The sequence below is a fragment of the Nocardia wallacei genome (assembly GCF_029868745.1).
In the GTDB taxonomy this organism is placed as follows: domain Bacteria; phylum Actinomycetota; class Actinomycetes; order Mycobacteriales; family Mycobacteriaceae; genus Nocardia; species Nocardia wallacei_B.
On the sequence record NZ_JARWOP010000354.1, the window covers coordinates 22,507 to 40,535 of the forward strand.

General features: G+C 70.9%; 14 protein-coding genes. 3 read left to right on the forward strand and 11 right to left on the reverse strand.

What is annotated here, in order from left to right; translation table 11 throughout:
• Positions 1 to 116: 116 nt before the first annotated feature.
• Together QH470_RS32730 and QH470_RS32735 are read right to left on the reverse strand one after the other, a co-directional pair.
• A complete protein-coding gene (locus tag QH470_RS32730; protein WP_280276245.1) occupies positions 117 to 875 on the reverse strand; it encodes an ABC transporter permease in 759 nt (252 codons plus the stop codon).
• A 268-nt stretch (positions 876 to 1,143) separates the two neighbouring features.
• Entirely contained in the window at positions 1,144 to 2,424 is a 1,281-nt protein-coding gene (locus tag QH470_RS32735) for a glycosyltransferase (protein WP_280276246.1), read from the reverse strand.
• A 61-nt stretch (positions 2,425 to 2,485) separates the two neighbouring features.
• Between QH470_RS32735 and QH470_RS32740 the strand changes: the two genes are divergently transcribed.
• Positions 2,486 to 5,074 carry a cytochrome P450 gene (locus tag QH470_RS32740; protein WP_280276247.1) on the forward strand — a complete coding sequence of 863 codons (2,589 nt, stop codon included), beginning with the start codon at positions 2,486 to 2,488 and terminating at the stop codon, positions 5,072 to 5,074.
• On the opposite strand, the gene QH470_RS32745 is transcribed toward QH470_RS32740, so the two are convergent.
• The gene (locus tag QH470_RS32745; RefSeq protein ID WP_280276248.1) at positions 5,059 to 5,481 is read right to left on the reverse strand and encodes a pyridoxamine 5'-phosphate oxidase family protein; all 423 of its coding nucleotides are present in this window, start codon (positions 5,479 to 5,481) and stop codon (positions 5,059 to 5,061) included. The genes QH470_RS32740 and QH470_RS32745 overlap by 16 nt on opposite strands.
• Before the next feature lie 197 nt (positions 5,482 to 5,678).
• On the opposite strand from QH470_RS32745, the gene QH470_RS32750 reads away from it, so the two are divergent.
• Positions 5,679 to 6,452, forward strand: a complete 774-nt coding sequence (locus tag QH470_RS32750; protein ID WP_280276249.1) for a GAF and ANTAR domain-containing protein — start codon at positions 5,679 to 5,681, stop codon at positions 6,450 to 6,452.
• Between the two features lie 126 nt (positions 6,453 to 6,578).
• On the forward strand, positions 6,579 to 6,992 hold the full coding sequence (locus QH470_RS32755; protein ID WP_280276250.1) for a hypothetical protein: 414 nt from the start codon (positions 6,579 to 6,581) through the stop codon (positions 6,990 to 6,992).
• 6 nt (positions 6,993 to 6,998) lie between these two features.
• On the opposite strand, the gene QH470_RS32760 is transcribed toward QH470_RS32755, so the two are convergent.
• The 8 genes from QH470_RS32760 to QH470_RS32795 all read right to left on the reverse strand — a co-directional run bounded on the left by QH470_RS32760 (position 6,999) and on the right by QH470_RS32795 (position 18,003).
• Positions 6,999 to 7,481: a DUF4254 domain-containing protein gene (locus QH470_RS32760; RefSeq protein ID WP_280276251.1), complete on the reverse strand. Its 483-nt coding sequence runs from the start codon at positions 7,479 to 7,481 to the stop codon at positions 6,999 to 7,001.
• A 285-nt stretch (positions 7,482 to 7,766) separates the two neighbouring features.
• A complete protein-coding gene (locus QH470_RS32765) occupies positions 7,767 to 8,702 on the reverse strand; it encodes a hypothetical protein (RefSeq protein ID WP_280276252.1) in 936 nt (311 codons plus the stop codon).
• Between the two features lie 25 nt (positions 8,703 to 8,727).
• On the reverse strand, positions 8,728 to 9,681 hold the full coding sequence (locus QH470_RS32770) for a ScbA/BarX family gamma-butyrolactone biosynthesis protein (RefSeq protein ID WP_280276253.1): 954 nt from the start codon (positions 9,679 to 9,681) through the stop codon (positions 8,728 to 8,730).
• Positions 9,678 to 10,586, reverse strand: coding sequence for a nucleoside-diphosphate kinase (locus QH470_RS32775; protein WP_280276254.1), 909 nt, complete (start codon positions 10,584 to 10,586; stop codon positions 9,678 to 9,680). Before QH470_RS32775 ends, QH470_RS32770 begins: the two co-directional genes overlap by 4 nt.
• Positions 10,583 to 11,704 (reverse strand): SDR family oxidoreductase, encoded by a 1,122-nt coding sequence (locus QH470_RS32780; RefSeq protein ID WP_280276255.1) that lies wholly within the window; start codon positions 11,702 to 11,704, stop codon positions 10,583 to 10,585. The genes QH470_RS32775 and QH470_RS32780 overlap by 4 nt, the downstream gene beginning before the upstream one ends.
• Complete coding sequence (locus QH470_RS32785) at positions 11,701 to 11,949, reverse strand: acyl carrier protein (RefSeq protein ID WP_280276256.1); 249 nt, start codon at positions 11,947 to 11,949, stop codon at positions 11,701 to 11,703. The genes QH470_RS32780 and QH470_RS32785 overlap by 4 nt, the downstream gene beginning before the upstream one ends.
• Positions 11,946 to 15,335 (reverse strand): AMP-binding protein, encoded by a 3,390-nt coding sequence (locus QH470_RS32790; protein ID WP_280276257.1) that lies wholly within the window; start codon positions 15,333 to 15,335, stop codon positions 11,946 to 11,948. The genes QH470_RS32785 and QH470_RS32790 overlap by 4 nt, the downstream gene beginning before the upstream one ends.
• Positions 15,325 to 18,003: a phosphoenolpyruvate synthase gene (locus tag QH470_RS32795; RefSeq protein ID WP_280276258.1), complete on the reverse strand. Its 2,679-nt coding sequence runs from the start codon at positions 18,001 to 18,003 to the stop codon at positions 15,325 to 15,327. Before QH470_RS32795 ends, QH470_RS32790 begins: the two co-directional genes overlap by 11 nt.
• Positions 18,004 to 18,029 lie beyond the last annotated feature (26 nt).

Genomic DNA, 18,029 nt, shown 5'->3' on the forward strand with positions numbered 1-18,029 from the left:
GGATTGGTAAGAGGTCAAGTGGTCAGACCAGTGCGGATCCAGCGCGCCGGTACCGCTCGATCAGGGCCTGCACGGCCGCCACCTGCGCGCGTTCGTCGGTCCGCTGCGCTAGCGGTTCACCGTCGCTCGAAAAGCACTGCGGCGCCGAGGAACCCGGCGGCGGCCAGTGCCAGGCACCACACCACCGCCACCAGCGGGCTCGTCCCCACCGCGGTCCCGGCGAGCAGGCCGCGGAGGGTGGCGACGACGGGCGTCGCGGGTTGGTGGTCGGCGAAACCCCGCAGCCAGGACGGCATGGTCGCGGTCGGGACGAACGCGCTGCTCACGTAGGGGATGAACATGATCGCGTAGGTGAAGCCGCCCGCCGCTTCCGGATTGCGGGCCAGCAGGCCGAGCGCGATCGCGATCCAGGCGACGGCGTGCACGAACAGCAGGATCACGCCGAGCGCCGCCGCCCACGCGAGCGGCCCGGCGTGCGGCCGGAAGCCGAGCGCGACCGCCGCGACCAGCACGATGGCGATCACCCCGGAATTGCGCAGCACCCCCTCGCCCACATGTCCCGCCAACAGCGCCTGCCGGAACGCGGGCAGCGTCCGGAACCGCTCGATCGCCCCGCCCTGCACGTCGCGCGCCACCGCGGTCGCCGTAATCGAGGCCCCGAACCCCGTGCACAACAGGATGATTCCCGGCACGGCATACGCCACGTAGGGCATGTCGACCTGGATCGCGCCCCCGAACACATACACGAACAGCAGCATGACCAGAACCGGCAACAGCATCGAGATGAGCAACGTATCCCGGTCCCGCACAGTCCGCCGCAAACACCGCCGCACCATCACCCACGAATCCACCCCCGCCCCCACGATCACCCCCATCCGCCGCCCCCCGGCCCCGCAACACCCCACCGACCCGTTACCACCACCACGCCACCCCGGTCCACCGTCATCACCCGACCACTACGACCCACTGCCGTCATCCCGGCATGCTTCTGGCCGGTACCCACCGTGGCCAGATCTGGATCCCGGCCAAATGCGTGCCGGGATGACGGGATGCGCGTCCGGATCTCGCGACACATCCGGACCTCGGAACACGTCCGGGATGACGGGACGCGATGGCGGAGACGCGGGAGCGCTCGGGCCCGGCTCATCGGCCCGCGGACTCGACGATGTCGGCCGTGCGTGTGGTCGCGTCGTCGTTCGAGTTCAGCTGCACCGCGAGGTCTTTGGCGCGGGTGGCGAATTCCGGGCGCTGGATGCGGCGCAGGCCCGCGGCGAGCCGATCGCGGTCCAGCCGCTGGAAGCTCACGTGTGCGCCGACCCCGAGGCGCTCTACCTGCGCGCCCCACATCGGCTGGTCGAACGACACCGAGCACACCATGGTCGGCAGCCCGGCGCGCAGTGACTCGAAGGTGGTGCCGATGCCCCCGTGGTGGACGGCGGCGGCGCACAGCGGGAACACCAGGTCGTGGGCGAGCGGGCCCACCACCCGGATGTGCGGGCCGGTTTCGGCGTTCGCGGCGTCGAGATCGCTCCACCCGGCGCTGACCAGACCGCGCAGCCCGAGTTCGGCGCACACCTCGGTCACCATCGCCAGCACCGCGTGGGTGTCGCGGATCGGCATGCTGCCGAAGCCGAAGTACACCGGCGGCGCATCCTCTCGCAGCCAGGACATCAGGTCGGTGTGGCCGTCGGCCAGTTCGCCGACCGCCTCGCGCGCCGTGCGCTCCAGCGGCAGGAAACCCACGAACGGCCGCCGCGGACCCCACTGCTCGGGCAGGCCGGGTACCAGCGCGGCGTCGTAGATCTGCACCTCGGGCACATTGTCACGGGCCAGCTCGGCGGCGGTGCTCGCGGTGGTGCGCGGCAGACCCAGCTCCCGGCGCAGCCGGTTCAGATAGCGCATGAACACGACGCGGCGCAGATTCTCCGCCACCGCCCAGGTCGCCCGGTTGATCGCGGCCGGAGGACGCCAGTGCGGCGGCAGCGCGCCGGGAAACGGGTAGGCCGCGTTGGCGCGCGACGGAAATCCGTGCAGCGACACCATCGGCACCCCGGCCGCCTCCGCCACCGCGTGCGCCCGATCCTCGGTGAGCAACGTGGACACGATCACCTCGGCGCCGGCGCACACATCGATCACCTCCCGGTTCATCCGATCGGCGTAGTCGGCCATCTGCTTGCCGACCAGCTGCATGAGCCGGAAGCTGCTCCCCGCGGCCAGCGCCCGCTGCCCCTCCGCCGAGGAGTACAGCTGTTGCACGTCCGGGCCGCAGCTCTGCGCCGGGAGCCCGGCGCGGGTGGCGAAGTCGACCAGATTCGGCGGGGCGCCCAGCCGGACGTCGTGGCCGCGCCGCCGCAGTTCCAGCCCCAGCGCGACAGCCGGTTGCACGTCACCGCGCGTCCCCGTCAACGGGATCGCCACCTTCATACCGTCTCCTTCCCGATCGAACGTCCTCCCGCACCGTCCGCGCCACCCGTAGGGTGAGGGCGTGCACATCGCGATGTTCACCGATTTTCACCCCGACACGGTCGGCGGCATCCAGACTTCGGTGAATTCACAACACCGCGCCCTGCGGCGGCTCGGGCATCGTGTCACGCTGTTCACCATCTCCGGACCGGCGACCTCCGATCCGGATGTCCGGACGCTGACCGGCCTGCCGGGCGTACGCGTGAACGGCTACCCGATGGTCATACCGACCAAGACCAACAATCGGTTCATCGATGCGGAATTCGCCGCGCACGAGCCGGTCGACGTGGTCCACGTCCACACCACCTACGGCGCGGGGATCCTGGGCGTGCGCGCCGCCCGCCGCCACGGGCTGCCGCTGGTGCAGTCGGTGCACAGCCGCGACGACGCCTTCATCGAAAGCACCTCGCCCGCACCGTATCTCAGCGCCCTCGCGATGCGCGCCCTGCACGGGATGTTCCTGCGCGATCCCGCCCCGATCCCGCGCAACGACGAGTCCCGTGCCGCCCGGCACGCCTGGAGCACCGTCGTCGGGCACGCCCACGCCGCCGACGCGGTGGTGGTCCCGACCGAGCACTTCGCCGCCCGACTGCGCGCCCACGGCCTCGAACTGCCGATCCACGTGGTGTCCAACGGAGTCGACGACGATCTCCTCGAGTCGCTCGGGCCGCCGCGCGCGGACACCGACGATGCGGCGCCGTTGCGGGTGCTGTGGTGCGGGCGGTTGTCGGCGGAGAAGCGTCCCGTGGCGGCCGTCGAAGCGGTGGCGCGAGTCCCGGGCTGCACCCTCGACATCTACGGCGACGGCGACGACGAGGACCGCGTGCGGACCGCCGCCCGGGTGGCGGGCGACCGAATCCGGTTGCGCGGCGCGGTCACTCAGGCCGAATGCCTGGCGGCGATGCGGGAGCACGACGTGCTGCTGTTCCCGTCGAGCGGGTTCGACACGCAGGGCATGGCCCTGCTCGAGGCGGTCGCCGTCGGACTGCCGGTGGTGTATTGCGACGGCGATCTGGCGGAGTCGCTGCCCGACGGCGGCGGCGTGTGCACCCGCGACGCATCACCCGCCGCGATCGCCGAGACGCTGCGCGAGCTGGCCGACGACCGCGCGGCGCTGCGAGCCATTCGCGAAAAGCTTTCCACCCGGACCGATTCCGTCCGCCAGTCCCGGCAGACCGATCGCATTCTCGCCGTCTACCGCGAGGCGTCCGTCACGGCCGCGACCGGGCGGACGCCGAAAGGCCCTGGTTCAGAGCATATTTCCGGTATACCGACAGCACCGGGCGCGCTCCCCCTGCTCGGCCACAGCCTGCACGTCCTACGCGACGCGCTCGGTTTCGTCACCTCGCTCACACCGCTCGGCCCGGTGGTGCGCGTCCGGCTGGGACCGCGCCCGGCCTACGTCCTCACCACGCCCGAACTGATCCGGCAGGTCGCCTTCGGCGAGGCCGGCGAATTCCACCGCGAGGATCTGCGCGAGGCGGTGCGCGACATCATCCACGGCGCCTCCAACGTGCTCAGCGGCAAGCCGCACGAACAACGCCGCCGACTGGTGGCCCCCGCCCTGCGCCAGCGCCGCCTGCTCGAATATGCCGGGGTGGCAACCGATATCGCGGAACGCTGGGCGAGCACCCGCCGCCCCGGCCCGGTGAACCTGATGGACGAGGCGCACGCCCTGGTACTGGACACGGTCTCGGCCACCCTGTTCACGGCCGATTTCGGCGCCGACGCGAAACAGGAGATCCGCGAACATATTCCGTGGCTGCTGGGTCAGGTGATCCAGCGTGCCGCCCTGCCCGCCCCCGTGCGCCGGATGCGACTGATCGCCGATCGCCGTTTCCGGACCCGGGCCGCCCGGCTGCGCGCGGAGATCGGCGCGGTCGTCACCGAGTACCGCCGCCGCGACCACGATTTCCATGATGTGCTCTCCGCGCTGGTGCGGCACGTCGATCCGGAGACCGGCGTCCGGCTGTCCGACGAGCAGATCATCGACGAACTCCTGCTGATGCTGGCCGCCGGCGTCGGCTCCACCGCCTCGATACTCGGCTGGCTCTGGCACGAGCTGATGCGGCATCCCGACGTGGCCGAACGGGTGCGCGCCGAACTGGATTCCGTAGTCGGCACGGGGCCGGTCCGCCCGGAACATGCTGCGGCACTGCCGTATCTGCGGCTGACGCTGCAGGAGACATTGCGCATGTGGGCGCCGTGGGTCAGCACGAACACCGCCGCGAGCGAGGTCCGGCTCGGCGACCTCACACTGCCGCCGGGCGCGGTAGTGGCCTTCAGCCCGTACATGATTCATCACGACCCTCGCTGGTTCCCGGAGCCGGAGACCTTCGATCCCGAACGCTGGGCGCCCGGCCGCGTCGAGTCCATCGACCGCGCGGCCGTGCTGCCCTTCGCCGTCGGCCCCCGGCACTGTCCCGGAAGCAATTTCGCGATGCTGACCATCACGCTGCAGACCGCGGCGCTGCTGTCGCGCTGGGACCCGATACCGGATCCCGGTTATCGGGTGCGGCCGTCCAATCGCGATTTCGTCGTCGCGCCGAGCCGTCTACCGGTGACCCTGCGCCCGCGGCCCGCGGGCACCGCCGCTCAGGACACCGCCTGATCCTCGGGATCGATGAATTCGACACCGGTGATGATGTCGGGCTCGATACGCACGATGTGGTCGCGCGGACCGGGCAGCCAGGGCCGCAGCAGGGTGCGATAGCGCTCGATCTCGTCCGGATCGGTGACCACCTCGGCGGTGCCGGTGACGATGACGCACCAGCCGCGCCGGGTGCGCTCGTCGATGGTGTCGGCCTCGTAGGCCACCACCTGCCGCTCGGGGCTCATCGCGGCGCCGCGATTGGCATGGATGACGATCGCGTCGTCGTCGACGATGTGGTTGACCGGGCGGATGGTCGGCAGCGCGTAGCGGGCGAACACAAGGCGCCCGAACCGCACACTCGCGAGCAGCCGCAGCGACTCGGCGTTGGTCAAGTCGCGCGGTACCTGCTGCGCGGGAGCGCCCATACCGTCGATTATCCGCCGACGCTCGCCGTCGTGCAGGGGTGATGTGAATGGGCTGGACGGCCGCTGCTGCCGTGGGTGATCCTCGGCTCGGCTGGTCATTCGCTACATGTCCCACTCGTCGTGAACCGTGTGCATCGGGGTTCTAACGACGTTCCCGTAATCGCATCCGGTCAAACTGCGAAGTGCTAAAAAGACTGATGACCTCGGAACCGTACCATCCCGACGAATTCGCGATCGGGTTGGCGGAACTGACCACGCTGGTGCTGTCCACCCCCGATGTCGAGTCCTCGCTGCGCGACATCGCCGATATCACCGCGCGCATGCTGCCGAACCGCCCGATGGTCGCAATCACGCTGCGCCGCAACGACGAAACGGTCACGGTGGCCTCGACCGGCCCGCACGCGACCGTGATCGACGAACTGCAACGCGGCCAGGGCCTGGGCCCGTGTCTGGAGGCGCTGCACACCGCCGAGCCGGTCGCCGTCACCGACATGGCGGCCGAAAAGCGCTGGGGCGCCTATCCCGCCCGCATGCTGGAACAAGGCATCCGTTCGGTACATTCGCAACCGCTGCTGGTCGACGGCGATGCGGTGGGCACGCTCAATCTGTATTCCACGCATCGTGAGGCCTTCGATCAGCCTGCCCTCCACGCCATTTCGCTCACCGGCCAGCACACCGCCGTACTGCTGGCCGCGGCAATCACCACGGCGCGCCAGACCGAACTGACCGCCCACCTGCAGGCGGCGCTGGCCTCCCGCTCGATCATCGACCAAGCCCTGGGAATCACGATGGCACAACGACATTGCGACCGGGACGGCGCGTTCGCAGTACTGCGGGCGGCCTCGCAGCGCGGCAATGTGAAAATCGTGACCGTCGCCGCCGCCGTCATCCGCGGCGTCACCGGGGCCGACCCGACGCCGCCGCATTTCAACCGTCCCAGTCGGTCTCGTTCGGCACCCGGCGATATGTGACGGTCATACTTCCTTGACAACACAGCGGCCTCGGCCGATATCCGAGGCGGCTACACTTCTGACAGAAGTCCTTCCCGAGTCCAGTAGCGCGGCTGGGGGCCTCTTCCCCTATCTCAGAAGGTTGCCATGCCCGCTGTCGCGCATCACGCAGCTCGGTCCGCTCGCGCGGTCACCGCACCCGAAGAATCGGGTGCCACCGTCGTTCCCCCGCTCCACGCGGTCGCGGACGACGCCGAGCCGGCGCACGTCGCATTCGACACCGCGGTCGCGATGCCGGAGGCGCCGCACACCATTCCGGAATCCAACGACCGCCTGGTCCGGCACCTGTTCGATATCGGACTGCAATTGCACACTGTCCGTGCGGTTTTCGAACAGGAGTTCAGCACACCGGAGGAGTTGCACGCGGCCCGCGCCGCGGTGGTGACCGTGCTGGACGATCTCGACACCATCATCCGCGACGCCGGAACCGCCATGCTGGATCTGGCCTTGCAGCAGACCCCGGCCGCCCCCGAGCGCCCGCGCCGTCGTCGACGGCGCTGACCACGGTCAGCCGCTCTCCCCGGCCACACTGCGATCGGGCTGCGGCCACTGCGGTCCGGCCGTCTGCTGCACCAGGCCGGTCCAGTCGTCGGCCAGCGTCGCCAGCAGGAACCAGGCCGCGTACACCCGCTCGTCGCCGACGTCGTCGATGCTGCGTAGCAGATGGGCGGCGCGAACCTGCGCCGCGGCCATGGCGTCGACGGCCGCGCCCAGCGACCGGGTGCGTGGCCGGGCCACCGTGTGCTCGGCCGCCCAGCGGTCGATCCGCGCGACGAGTTCGCCACGGCGGCCGTCGATTTCGGCCGAACGCAGCGGATCGCCGCGGCGCTGGTGGTGCAGTGCCGCGAGGTCCTGCGCCCAACGGGTCACGGGGTGGTCGCCGGGCTGGTCGCCGATGTGGCCGAGAAAGGCGGCCAGCAGTTCGTGCCAGTCCGGCAGGATGGGAGCGGGGCCGTCCGCGCGCCATCGCGCGGCGCGCGAGCGTCGCACACCTCGACCGGAGACCACGGGCCCGGCGGACGGTCGATCCACACCGTCCGGTTGCGGTACGAACATCTCGGTGTACCTCCAAGCGGCGAACGGGCGCACCCGGCGCCACACGCGAAACGCCGGACCGCGAGCCCGGCGCGGCAAGGGCGGACCGCGCCGGATCCGGCGCGCCGCAATCTGCGAAGGGGACATCTCCTGCGGCGCCGGGTGCACTGTCAAGCATGCGCGTTTCGCCCGGCCCTCCCACTGCCCTTTCGGTGGCCCTGCGGTGACCATCGCGGTGGCTCAGGGCAGGACGAGCGCCTGCGCGATCAGGGCCGCGTACAGCGTGAGCACGAACAGCACGGCCGGGACCAGCGGATACGGCTCGTCCCGGGGCGCCCGCGCGAACCGTATCGCGCCCCACAGCGGTAGTACCAGCAACACCGGGGGAATCCACGCGACCAGCGCACCGGGCACGTCGAATGTCCAGGGCCGCACCAAGATCAGATCGCAGGCCACCGCGATCACCGCGCACGCCACCCCGGCGGCCGTACTCCCGGCCGCACCGAGCGCGTTCGAATAGAACCACTCCCCCGGCCGCGGTGCGCGAGCCGTCTTGCGCGCGAACTCGAACTGCAGGAAGGCCCCCGCGAAGAGCACGGCCACCGCCGCGGCGGGCCATCCGGACGCCACCTGACCGGTGTCGATCGCCGAGACGACGAGGTAGCCGATGATGAACAGCTGCACCGGATAGGTGACCGCCAGATTGACCATGATCGCGTCGCGGACCGTCGCCGACACCCGTTCGAGACCCCACAGCGCCAGGCCGTAGGCCAAGGCAGCGGCGATCGTCACCGCCGAATTCACCGACAGCGCCAGCGATCCCGCGATCGCACCGGCCGCGATCAACACCATCGCCACTCGCAGGTCCGCGGCGCGCACCGCACCGGTCACCAGCGGCCGATCGGGATGGTGCGCGCGGTCGTAGTCGAGATCCTTCTGCTCGTCCACCATGCGGAGGTACAGCAGCACGAACGCCACCACGACGATCCGGACCACGGTGGCTCCGGCGGGCCGCCACGGCGCGTCCGGATGCGACACCAGCGCGGCCGTGGCCTCCAGCGCCAGCGTGAACAGCACCGCGTACAGCAGGTAGTGCGGTTCGTAGCGCGCCCGCGTGAACCGGGCGAGGCGGATCGCGGCATTCCCGTCCCGCCGTTCCGCGGTCCCTTCACTCATCGTCGTACCCAGCCGTTTTCGCCCTTCACGCCTGCCCCGCCGCGAACTCCAGCTCGATGCGGGCGGCCGACGCACCGCACTGGAGCACGTCGCATCGGACCGTGTCCGGCGCGGAACCGACAAGTTCGGCCGTGCATTCGGCGCCGCGGTCCAGTTCCACGAAGCGGTCGAACCTGCTCGCGACCCGCCGCAAGCGCGGCGTGCGCGGCAGCAGCATGGCGACGGCGGTCTGGCGGGCCGCCTCGATCAGCAGGCTGCCGGGAACGTGATCGAGCGGGTGATCGAACAGAAACGGGTGCGCGGTGTCCGCGGCGAGGGCGGCCGTGGCCGACACACCCGCGTGCCGGACCGGCGCGACCACCACATTGCGCCGGTTCTCCCGGCCCACGGCGGCCGCGTTCGCCCGCTCGGCATGCACCGGCGCACTGTGAAAGGGCCCGAGCCCCAGGCTTTCCCGGAACTCGGTGCGTGTCCTGGCCCACTGCCGCTGAGTGATCCAGAAGAACGAGCCGTCGACGGTCATCATGGGCGTTCCCCCGCAGTCGATCTCGAGCACCATGTCCAGCCCGCAGACGACGCCCTGACGCCGGTGCCGCCGGGCGATGCCGACGGTCATCACCAGGTCGGCGGGCGCCCGGCCGATCGACCACGCCGCGGTATCGGCGGCGGTGCCGTTGAATTCGCGCACGACGAACGCCATATCCTGTGGCACGGCGAAGTATTCGTGCGTGATCGCGATCGCGGCCTGGCGCGCGGCCTCCATCACCAGCAGCGGATCGTACTGCGCCACCAGCGGTTCGATGTGATCGCCGTAGTAGGCGTGCATGCGCGGGAGCTGAGCGCCGGCCACGAACTCCTCCGGCGACCGCGCGTGCAGCGAGGTGACGAAGACCTCCGAGACCGCGCAGCGGTGCGCCAGCTGCCGGGAGATCGTGCGCACGTGGCTCGCGGCCCGCACCATCGCGGTGTCCGTCGTCATGGGAGACCCTCCAACCAGTCGGGTGCGCCGACCGGCCGCAAGGTCTGCGGTCCGGTTCCGGTGCGCATGGGAAGTACCTGGGATCCGAGCACGATCACCGACCACGGATCCATCGCTCGATCCGCCGCCCAGGCCGCGCGCAGCAGCGCCGCGCAGGCCTCGTCGGACCGCGGATCGAAGCCGTCCGGCGGTCCGCCGAGGTCGGCCAGAATGCGTTCGATCGCCGCATCGCGTTCGAATTCGCGTGCGGGCGTGCGGGAATAGAGTTCCTCGGCCAGTTCCGCCGCGTGTCCCGAGCAGTCCGTGCCGGTGCCGATATCCGCCAGCACCCGCGAGCGGGTGTGCTCGTCGAAATAGATGGCGAGTTCGCGCAGCACGTCGGCCGGATCGTCCGGCGAATGCACCAGGTTGAGCAGAAAGCTGTCGCGGCCGAGCAGGTGGCGCAGTTCGCCGGGCCGCCGCTTGCGTGGGTCGGTCGCGCCCTTCGCGGCGGTCAGGCGCACCGGTGTCGGAAGTTCGCCCACCGGTCCGCCGACCACCAGCACGAGGGCATCGGAGATGCCGACCAGCAGATCGGCGAGGCGACGCCGCTCGGGGGAGGCGATATTCCAGGCGTAGTACCACAGGGCGCGCACCAGATGGCGGTTCACCGCCAGCGTATGCGCGCTCACCACTCGGAAGTCATTGTCGCGCAGCCAGGTCAGGGTGGGCAGTGCGGCGCGGCCGACGATGGCGTCCGGCTTCAACAGCAGCATCGAGTGCTCGCGCGCGAACTTCGCGGCGTCCAGACCGGCCTCGTCCAGCTGTGCGACGGATTCCTGCACATAGGTGTCGCCGCTGTAGATGTCCGCCTTGGCGAGCAGCGGAGTGAGCGGGACCAGCAGGTCACGCAGCGCGGCGGTCATCGGCGGTCACCCCGATCGGCTCCGAGGACCGGTTGCGGCCGCTCCTCGTCCACTCCGGCGGCCGCCAGCACCTCCTCGATCGACGGCAGCGGTGTGCCGAGATAGCCCGATTCCAGGCAGTGATCCAGCAGCACCCGCAGGTATTCCTTGCCGCTCTCGGGACCCGGACGGCCCAGCAGCGCTTCGGCATTCGCCGTGGCGAACCGCACCCTACGGGCGAAATAGCTGGTGTAGAGCGCACCGACGCGCAGGTAGTACTCGCGCTCGATCGGCTCGAGATCGTCGGCGTCGAACGTGGTCTCCGGCACGAACGTCGCGACGTGGAACGACGGGTACTCGGCCAGCACATCCGAGACCTCCCGCAGCGACAGACTGTCCCGGCCGACCGCGTGAAACGTGCTGCCGCACCAGGTTTCGGCATCGGCGGTGACCGCTGCGATGATGTCGGCGACATGATCGACCGGCGCGGGCGCGAGGGTGGCGTCGTAGCGGCCCGGCAGCGACCGCAGCTTGCCCTCCACGATCAGCTTCACCACGGAGTACAGGTTCTTGTAGTCGCGGATCACCCCGGTGCCGGTGGCGCCGGTGACGATGCCCGGACGCACGATCGCCCACCGCAGCCCCGGGGTGCCCCGGACGAGCAGCTCGGCGCGGAACTTGCTGTCCTCGTAGCCGTTTCCGAACTCCTGCCCGGACTCTAGTTCGTCCTCGCCGATCGTCCCGCCGCGCAGGCCGCACACGTAGGCCGTGCTGACGTGCACCAGCGGAACGTCCCAGCGCAGGGCCTGCTCGACGGCGTGCGCCGTGCCGCGCACATTCAGGTCGTCGTACTCGGCGGCGGTGGCGTCGAAGGCCGTGGTGGCCGCGGCGTGCACGAGCACGCCGACCCGTTCCGCCAGCTCGGCCTCGGTCCGGGCGTCCAGGCCGAAGCCGGGCTGCCGAACGTCACCGCGCACCGTCCGCACGCCGTCGACCGGACCGCCCACGTTGTTCGACAGTCGCGAATTACGGTGCAGCACAGCGGTTACCGGGCTGCCCGCGGCGACGAGCCGGGCCGCGACCTCGGATCCGACCAGCCCGGTGGCGCCGGTGATCAGGACCTCCGACCGCCCCGTCACGACAGCGTCCGTTCGATCAGGGCGATCACGTCGCCGACCCGGAGTACCCCGGCCACCTGCTCGGGCCGGTAGCGCGGGAGCCCGAAGGCCCGCTCCAGCACCACCGTCAGCTCCATCAGTCGCAGCGAGTCGAACCCGAGGTCCTCCACGAGCCGCCGATCGTCTCCCGTTCCGCCCGGCTGGGGGGCCATGGCGGCGACGAGATGCCGGACACGCTGCGCCACATCACTGTCCACGCCGGTCATCGCGGTCCTCCTTCTCGCAGATGGGGTTGCCTGCCGCCGGAGGTGAGCAGATCGCGGGCCTCGTCGAGCGGCAGGTCGGTGTCGAGATAGCCGGCGACGCGCAGCCAGTCGTAGCTGATGTCCAGGGTGCGCCGCCACTGCTCCCGGGAGTCGAAGGAGGCCGGGAAGTCGCCGCCGCCGACGTGGCCGCGCACCCGAGCCACGAGATCGTCCAGCCGAGCCAGCTCGGCCAGAGCGTCCTCACCGGCCGCGAGCGTCTGCGCGAAGTTTACCCGGCTGGCCTCCTCGACGGAGCGCAGCAGTTCCCCGCGACGGGAGGCCGCGGCCGGAAGCAGCCGCGTCAGTGTCGGTCCGGGCGCGACGTCCGCGGGCAGCGGATGAATTCCGTACGCGCACAGCACCATCCGGACCGCCATCGCCACGATGCGGTGCGCGGCGATGTCGGCGACGGCGCCCTGACCGCCCTTCATCGCGCCGACCAGATCCTCCCGCGCGTTCTCCAGCACCACGTTCGACCACACCAGGTCGAGCGCGCACGCGGTGAACCGCTCGGCGGGCAGCGGTGCGAGCGTCGCGATCGCCGCGTCCTCCCGTCCGGCGCCGGACAGTCCCAGTACCGGCAGCGCCGGTCCCGGCGCCGGGGTGTACGGGCGCAGCGGCTTGCACATCGCCAGTGCCGGCGTGATCGGGCCGTCGCCGCGCCACTGCAATCCGACCAATCCCAGCCGCACGAACTCGGCCAGCTCGGATCCGATGTCGGCGCGCCCCAGCACCTCTCGCAGGGACCGCCGCACCACCACCGATCGCCAGGCGCGCCCGGCCGCGTCCGACAGCACGAACACATCGCGGTCCGCGCGCAGCACGTGCACGCGCTCGCCGATGCCCCAGGTCGTCACCCCGGGCATCCGGGCCAGTACCACCAGATCCGGATCGTCCGCCACCCCGGCCACGCCGAATTCCGCAGCCAGCGCGACGATTTCGGCGACCGTCGCCGATTCCGGCAGCGCGCGGTAGCGTTTGACCAGTTCCGCCGCATGCGGTTCCGGCTCACCGCTCACCGGCTGGGTGAGTATCCGGTCCAATTGCTCGGGCAGCCATTTGGTTTCGATGTAGGTCTCGCCGTAACCGGTGGCCCAGGCCTTGACCGCCTGCACCAACCCGTCGCGAGCCCAGGCCTCGGCCTCCTCGCGTTCGCCGAGGGCGGCGAGGGCGACCGCGTAACGCAGGGCATGGCGGGCGCGTTCGGCCCACCACTCGCCCGCCTTGCGCGCGAACTCCGGATTCGGCAGCAGCGCAAGCAGTTCGGCGAGTTCCGGCGAGCCGGGATCGGCGCGCAGTACGGTGGCGCGCAGGAAACGTTGACAGCGGTTGAGCACATCTTCGTCCAGCGCGGCCGGGTCCGTGGCCTGCGCCACCCGCCGCAGCTGCGCGCGCAGCTGAGCCACCGAACGGGTACGCACCTCCACACGGCGTCCGTCCAGGAACAGCACCGTGGGCAGCGTCGGCAGGTCCTCGTCGCCGGGCGCGACGGCCAGGAAGTCGACGTCGGAACCCTCGTTGCCGAAGCCCTCCGCCAGCGAGCCCTCGAACAGCACCGCCGACCGCGCCGGCACACTCACCTGGTCCAGGGCACGGTCGAGCAGCCGCCGGGCCGCCGCGACGGTCAGTACCGGTTCGGGCCGCGGGCCGTCCTGTGGGTCCTGGTCGCGGTCGGTCGGGTCGTGCACCACGGCACCTTCCAGGCCGCCGTCGCCGAACAGCTGCCACATGTGCCGCCGGCGCGGTTTGCCGCTCGAGGTGCGTCGGATGAAGCCGCGCGGGCCGGTGACGATCCGCGCGGTCTGCGCCGGGCCGAGCGCGGCCCGCAGCACGCTGCGGGCCTGTTCCAGCCACGGCCCCGGCGCGGTCTCGGCGAACAGGACGATGCCCTGGGCGCCGGCGTCGGTGTGGGCGACCGCGGCGAGTTTGCCCTTGGTGATGCCGGTCTCGCGGGCGACCCGGGATTCGATGTCCTCCATGAACACCGACCGGCCGCGCACCTTCAGGCTCGAGCCCATCCGTCCGAGCACGAAAACCTCGTCGCGGTAGCGGAATCCGGCGTCGCCGGTGTAGAGCCGCCCGTTGTCGATGCGGGTGCCGCCCTCGGTGGTCGTGGTGTAGCCCAGCGCCACGGAGTCGCCGGTGACCACCATCTCCCCGAGCGTGCCGTCCGGCAGTTCGCGGCCGTCCTCGTCGACCACTCGCACCTGCGACTCCGCCGTCGAGAAGCCGAGCCCGGTGATCCAGCCCGGACCCGTCACCCAGCGGCCGTCGCCGAGTTCGGCCTCGGCCACCGGCCGGACCGGCTGCCCGAACCGCAGGCTCGCGCCGTCCAGCCGCAGGGCCGTCACGGGCCGATCGCGTGCGGAGGAGGTCACCATCAGGGTCGCCTCGGCCAAGCCGTAGGCAAGGGTGAACGCGCGTGCCGAAAAGCCCTGCGGTCCAGCCATTTCCGTGAACGCGTGCAGATCGGCGACCTCGACGGGTTCGGAACCCACCGCCAGCGTCCGCCACCCCGACAGGTCCAGCCCGGCCACCTCCTCGGGCGAAACCCGGTGTGCCACGTAGCCGAGCGCGAACGACGGCGACGGCGTGTGCTGTGCGTGCGTCATCGCTCGCAACCACCGCATCGGGTCGCGAATGAACTGGTCCGGCCGCATCAGATACAGGTCGCCCTGATTGGTGACGGTGGTGAAAAACGCGCCGACCAGGCCCATATCGTGATACAGCGGCAGCCAGGACGCCATCGCCTCGCCGTCGCGCCAGTCCACCAGACGGGTGATCATCGCGATGTTGTCGGCCAGGTTCCGCCACGAAACCCGCACCCCGCGCGGGGTGCCCGTCGAACCGGAGGTGAACTGCAACAGCGCACATTCGGCGGGCGCACCGAATTCCCGTTCGGACACCGGTTCCGCGTCGTCGGCGAGCACCGGGTCATCGGTTCGTCCGGCCTCCGCCATGGCCTGGCACACCAGTGGACGCAGGTCGGCCGAGGTCACCACCAGCCGTGGACGCGCCTGCCGCAGAATGGCCGCGACATGCGAAATGTATTGGGCCAGATCACCGAAGGTGGGCGGGGCGATCGGGGTGAACACGCCGCCGGCCGCCCACACCGCGTAGAACGTTGCGACGCAGGGGAATCCGGTCGGCATGATCACGCACGCGCCCTCGCCGTCGCCCAGCCCGGCGGCCCGCAGGCGCGCGGCCACCGCCCACGCCAGCTCGGCCAGCTCCCGATAGGACCGGAACTCCCAGCCGTCGGCCTCGTCGGCCAGATGAATGCCGGTGTCGGTGGCCGGATTCGCCAGCCAGCCCCGCACCGCGTCGATATCGTTGTCAGCCTGCATGGGGACCGTCTCCTTCGGCCAGTACCGTCACGGTGCCACCGGTGCCGTCGACTCGAATCGACATGCCGGTGCGGAGCATCGTGGTGGCGTCGCGTAGCTGCACGACGGTGGGCACGCCCAGTTCGCGCGCCACGATTGCGACGTGGGTCAGCGGGCTGCCGCGCTCGATCACCAGCGCCGCCGCCGACGGCAGCGCGGCCACCCAGCCGGGATCGGTGCGGTAGGTCACCAGCACGCCGCCCGACACATCGCGCGGCTGGTCGACCACGACGGCCGGGCCGGTGCCCACCCCGGGCCCGGACGGTGTCCCGGTGAGCACGGCCCCGGCGGTCGCGGCGGGCATATCGGTGATCGGCACCCAGCCCTGCGCCGCCAGTTCCGCGCGCCCGAATCCCGGTCCGCGCGTGACGAACCGGGAGGGGGCGACGAGCCGGGCATCGGCCGCCCGCTGCTGAGTGCGCGCGGCGATCAGGCCCCGGAGCGACCCCGTGTCCGCGCCCTCGTAGCAGCCTCGCAACTCCTGCACGGTCAGCTGGAACACATCGGCGAAGTCGTCGATGACGCCGCGCGCGGCCAGATCCCGTCCCATCACGCGGATCATCCGCTTCACCATCCCGAACGCGCGGGTGCGGCAGAACCGGAGCCGTTCGCGATGTGCGGCGCATCGGCCGACCTTGCGGCGCAACCGTTCGTACAGTGCCCGGCGCACGCCGTGCAGGTGCTCGTCCAGATACGTCTCGGCCTCGGTGCCGCGGCGCGTCTGCTCCTGCGGCAGGGCGGCGCGCAGCAGCACGAACAGGCTCGCCGGATCCTCACGCAGATCCGGTGTCTCGAGCTTCAGTTCATCGATGCTGCGATAGCCGTAGCGTGCGATGTACTCGTCGACGCGGGCGAGGAAGTCGGTGCGGCCCGCGCTCGCAAGTTCGTCCCGGATGGCTTCCGGCGCAGTCGTTTCGATGAGGGCGCGGAGTTCCGGGTCGGCGCGTACGACCTCCGCCAGAGCCGCCATCGCGCGCGCGGGCTCGGCCGACTCCACCTCCTCGCCCGGTCCGGCGACCGCGTACAGGAACCATTCCGGCGCCTTGGGCAGAAACGCTTTCGTCAGCACGTACAGCAGGCCGGTCAGGGTGAGCAGCATCGCGTCCAGCACCATCAACGGCCCCCAGCGCCGGACCAGTTCCCGGTCCAGCTGCCGGTAGCGGGCATAGGCCTGCTCGCCGGTCAGCGCGGCGTCGTCGACCGTGTCGAATTCGTCGTAGACGCGGTAGAACTCGGTCAGGAACCGCCGCATCATGCCGTCGATGCCCGCGATGCGGCGCACGTAGATCGCCGTGGTCACCGTGCGCGACCACAATCGGGCGAGCGGATTGCGGAAGGTGAAGGGCCGCAGCGTTTTCGCTATCTCGTCGGGCAGCGGCTCGGCGACGCCCAAGGCCGCCTCCAAGACCCGGCGGTTGAGCGGGTAGCCGGGCGCGATACCCACCATCCGGTACCAGTGCAGCAGGTTGTAGTAGACGCGGCCGTGGAAGCAGCCGAGCAGGACGCCGGTCCAGTCGTCGGTCTGGCGCAGTTGCCGGGACGGTACTCGCAGCGATTCGGCGTAGCCGCGGTAGACCCGGCCGTAGATGTCGGCGGCGGTGGTGAACGTGAGGGGCGAGGTGATGCCGTTGAAGCTCTCGAGGATGTTGGAGTTGTCCCAGATGCGCAGTTCATCGGGGTCGAGCCGCTCCCCGGCGCCGCGTAGCGGAGCGCCGACCGGGGTGGTGATCGGGCGGGCCTGCAAGACCCACAGCCCGTCCGCGTCCGCGGCCCATTCGATGTCCTGGGGCGCGCCCAGTGCCGCCTCCACCCGGCGGCCCAGTTCGACCAGCTCGGTCAGCTCGGCCTCCGACAGCACCGGCGCGGCGCGCTGCTGCTCCGGTACCGGGACCTCGACGCAGCCGTGGTCGCCGTCGGGCCGGATCGCGGTGGTCTTCTCGCCGTGCACCGCTTCCACGACGGCTCCGGAAAGCTTGTCGACCACAAGGGAATCCGCGTCCACCGCGCCGGAGACCAGCCCTTCGCCCAGGCCGTATACCGCGCCGACCACCAGTTCGTCCGGTGCGCCGGTCATCGGGTTCGCGGTGAACAGCACGCCGCTCGTCCGCGCCTCGATCAGGCGTTGCAGCAGCACCGCCGGAACGCCCGGCAGCGGCAGACCGTGGGCGAACGCATAGCGGATCACCCGTTCGGCGAACGCCGATGCCCAGCAGGCTCGCACGGCGGCGTCCACCGCCTCGACGCCGCGCCGGTTGAGAAACGAATCGAACTGTCCGGCAAAGGAATACGTCGCGCCGTCCTCCGCGGACGCCGACGACCGGACCGCGATCGCCGCGTCGCCGAACTGCGCGTAGGCGGCCCGCACCCGGTCGGCGACCACCGCCGGCAGGACCGTCGCGGCGATCCGCTCACGCAGCGCCGCGCCGCGCCGCAACGCCTCGTCGACATCCGTTGTCCGCTCGAATTCCGCTGCCGCCGTGACCAACTCGTTGTCGAGGTGGTCGAACAACCCGGCCTCCAGGACCACCCACTCCGGTACCCGGAACCCGCTCTCCCGCAATCGCCACAGCCCACGCGCCTTACCTCCGCCGGCCTCGGCACCCTCGGTGTCGGGACTCACTACCTGCACACACCCTCCCGTCGCTGACGCGGCAC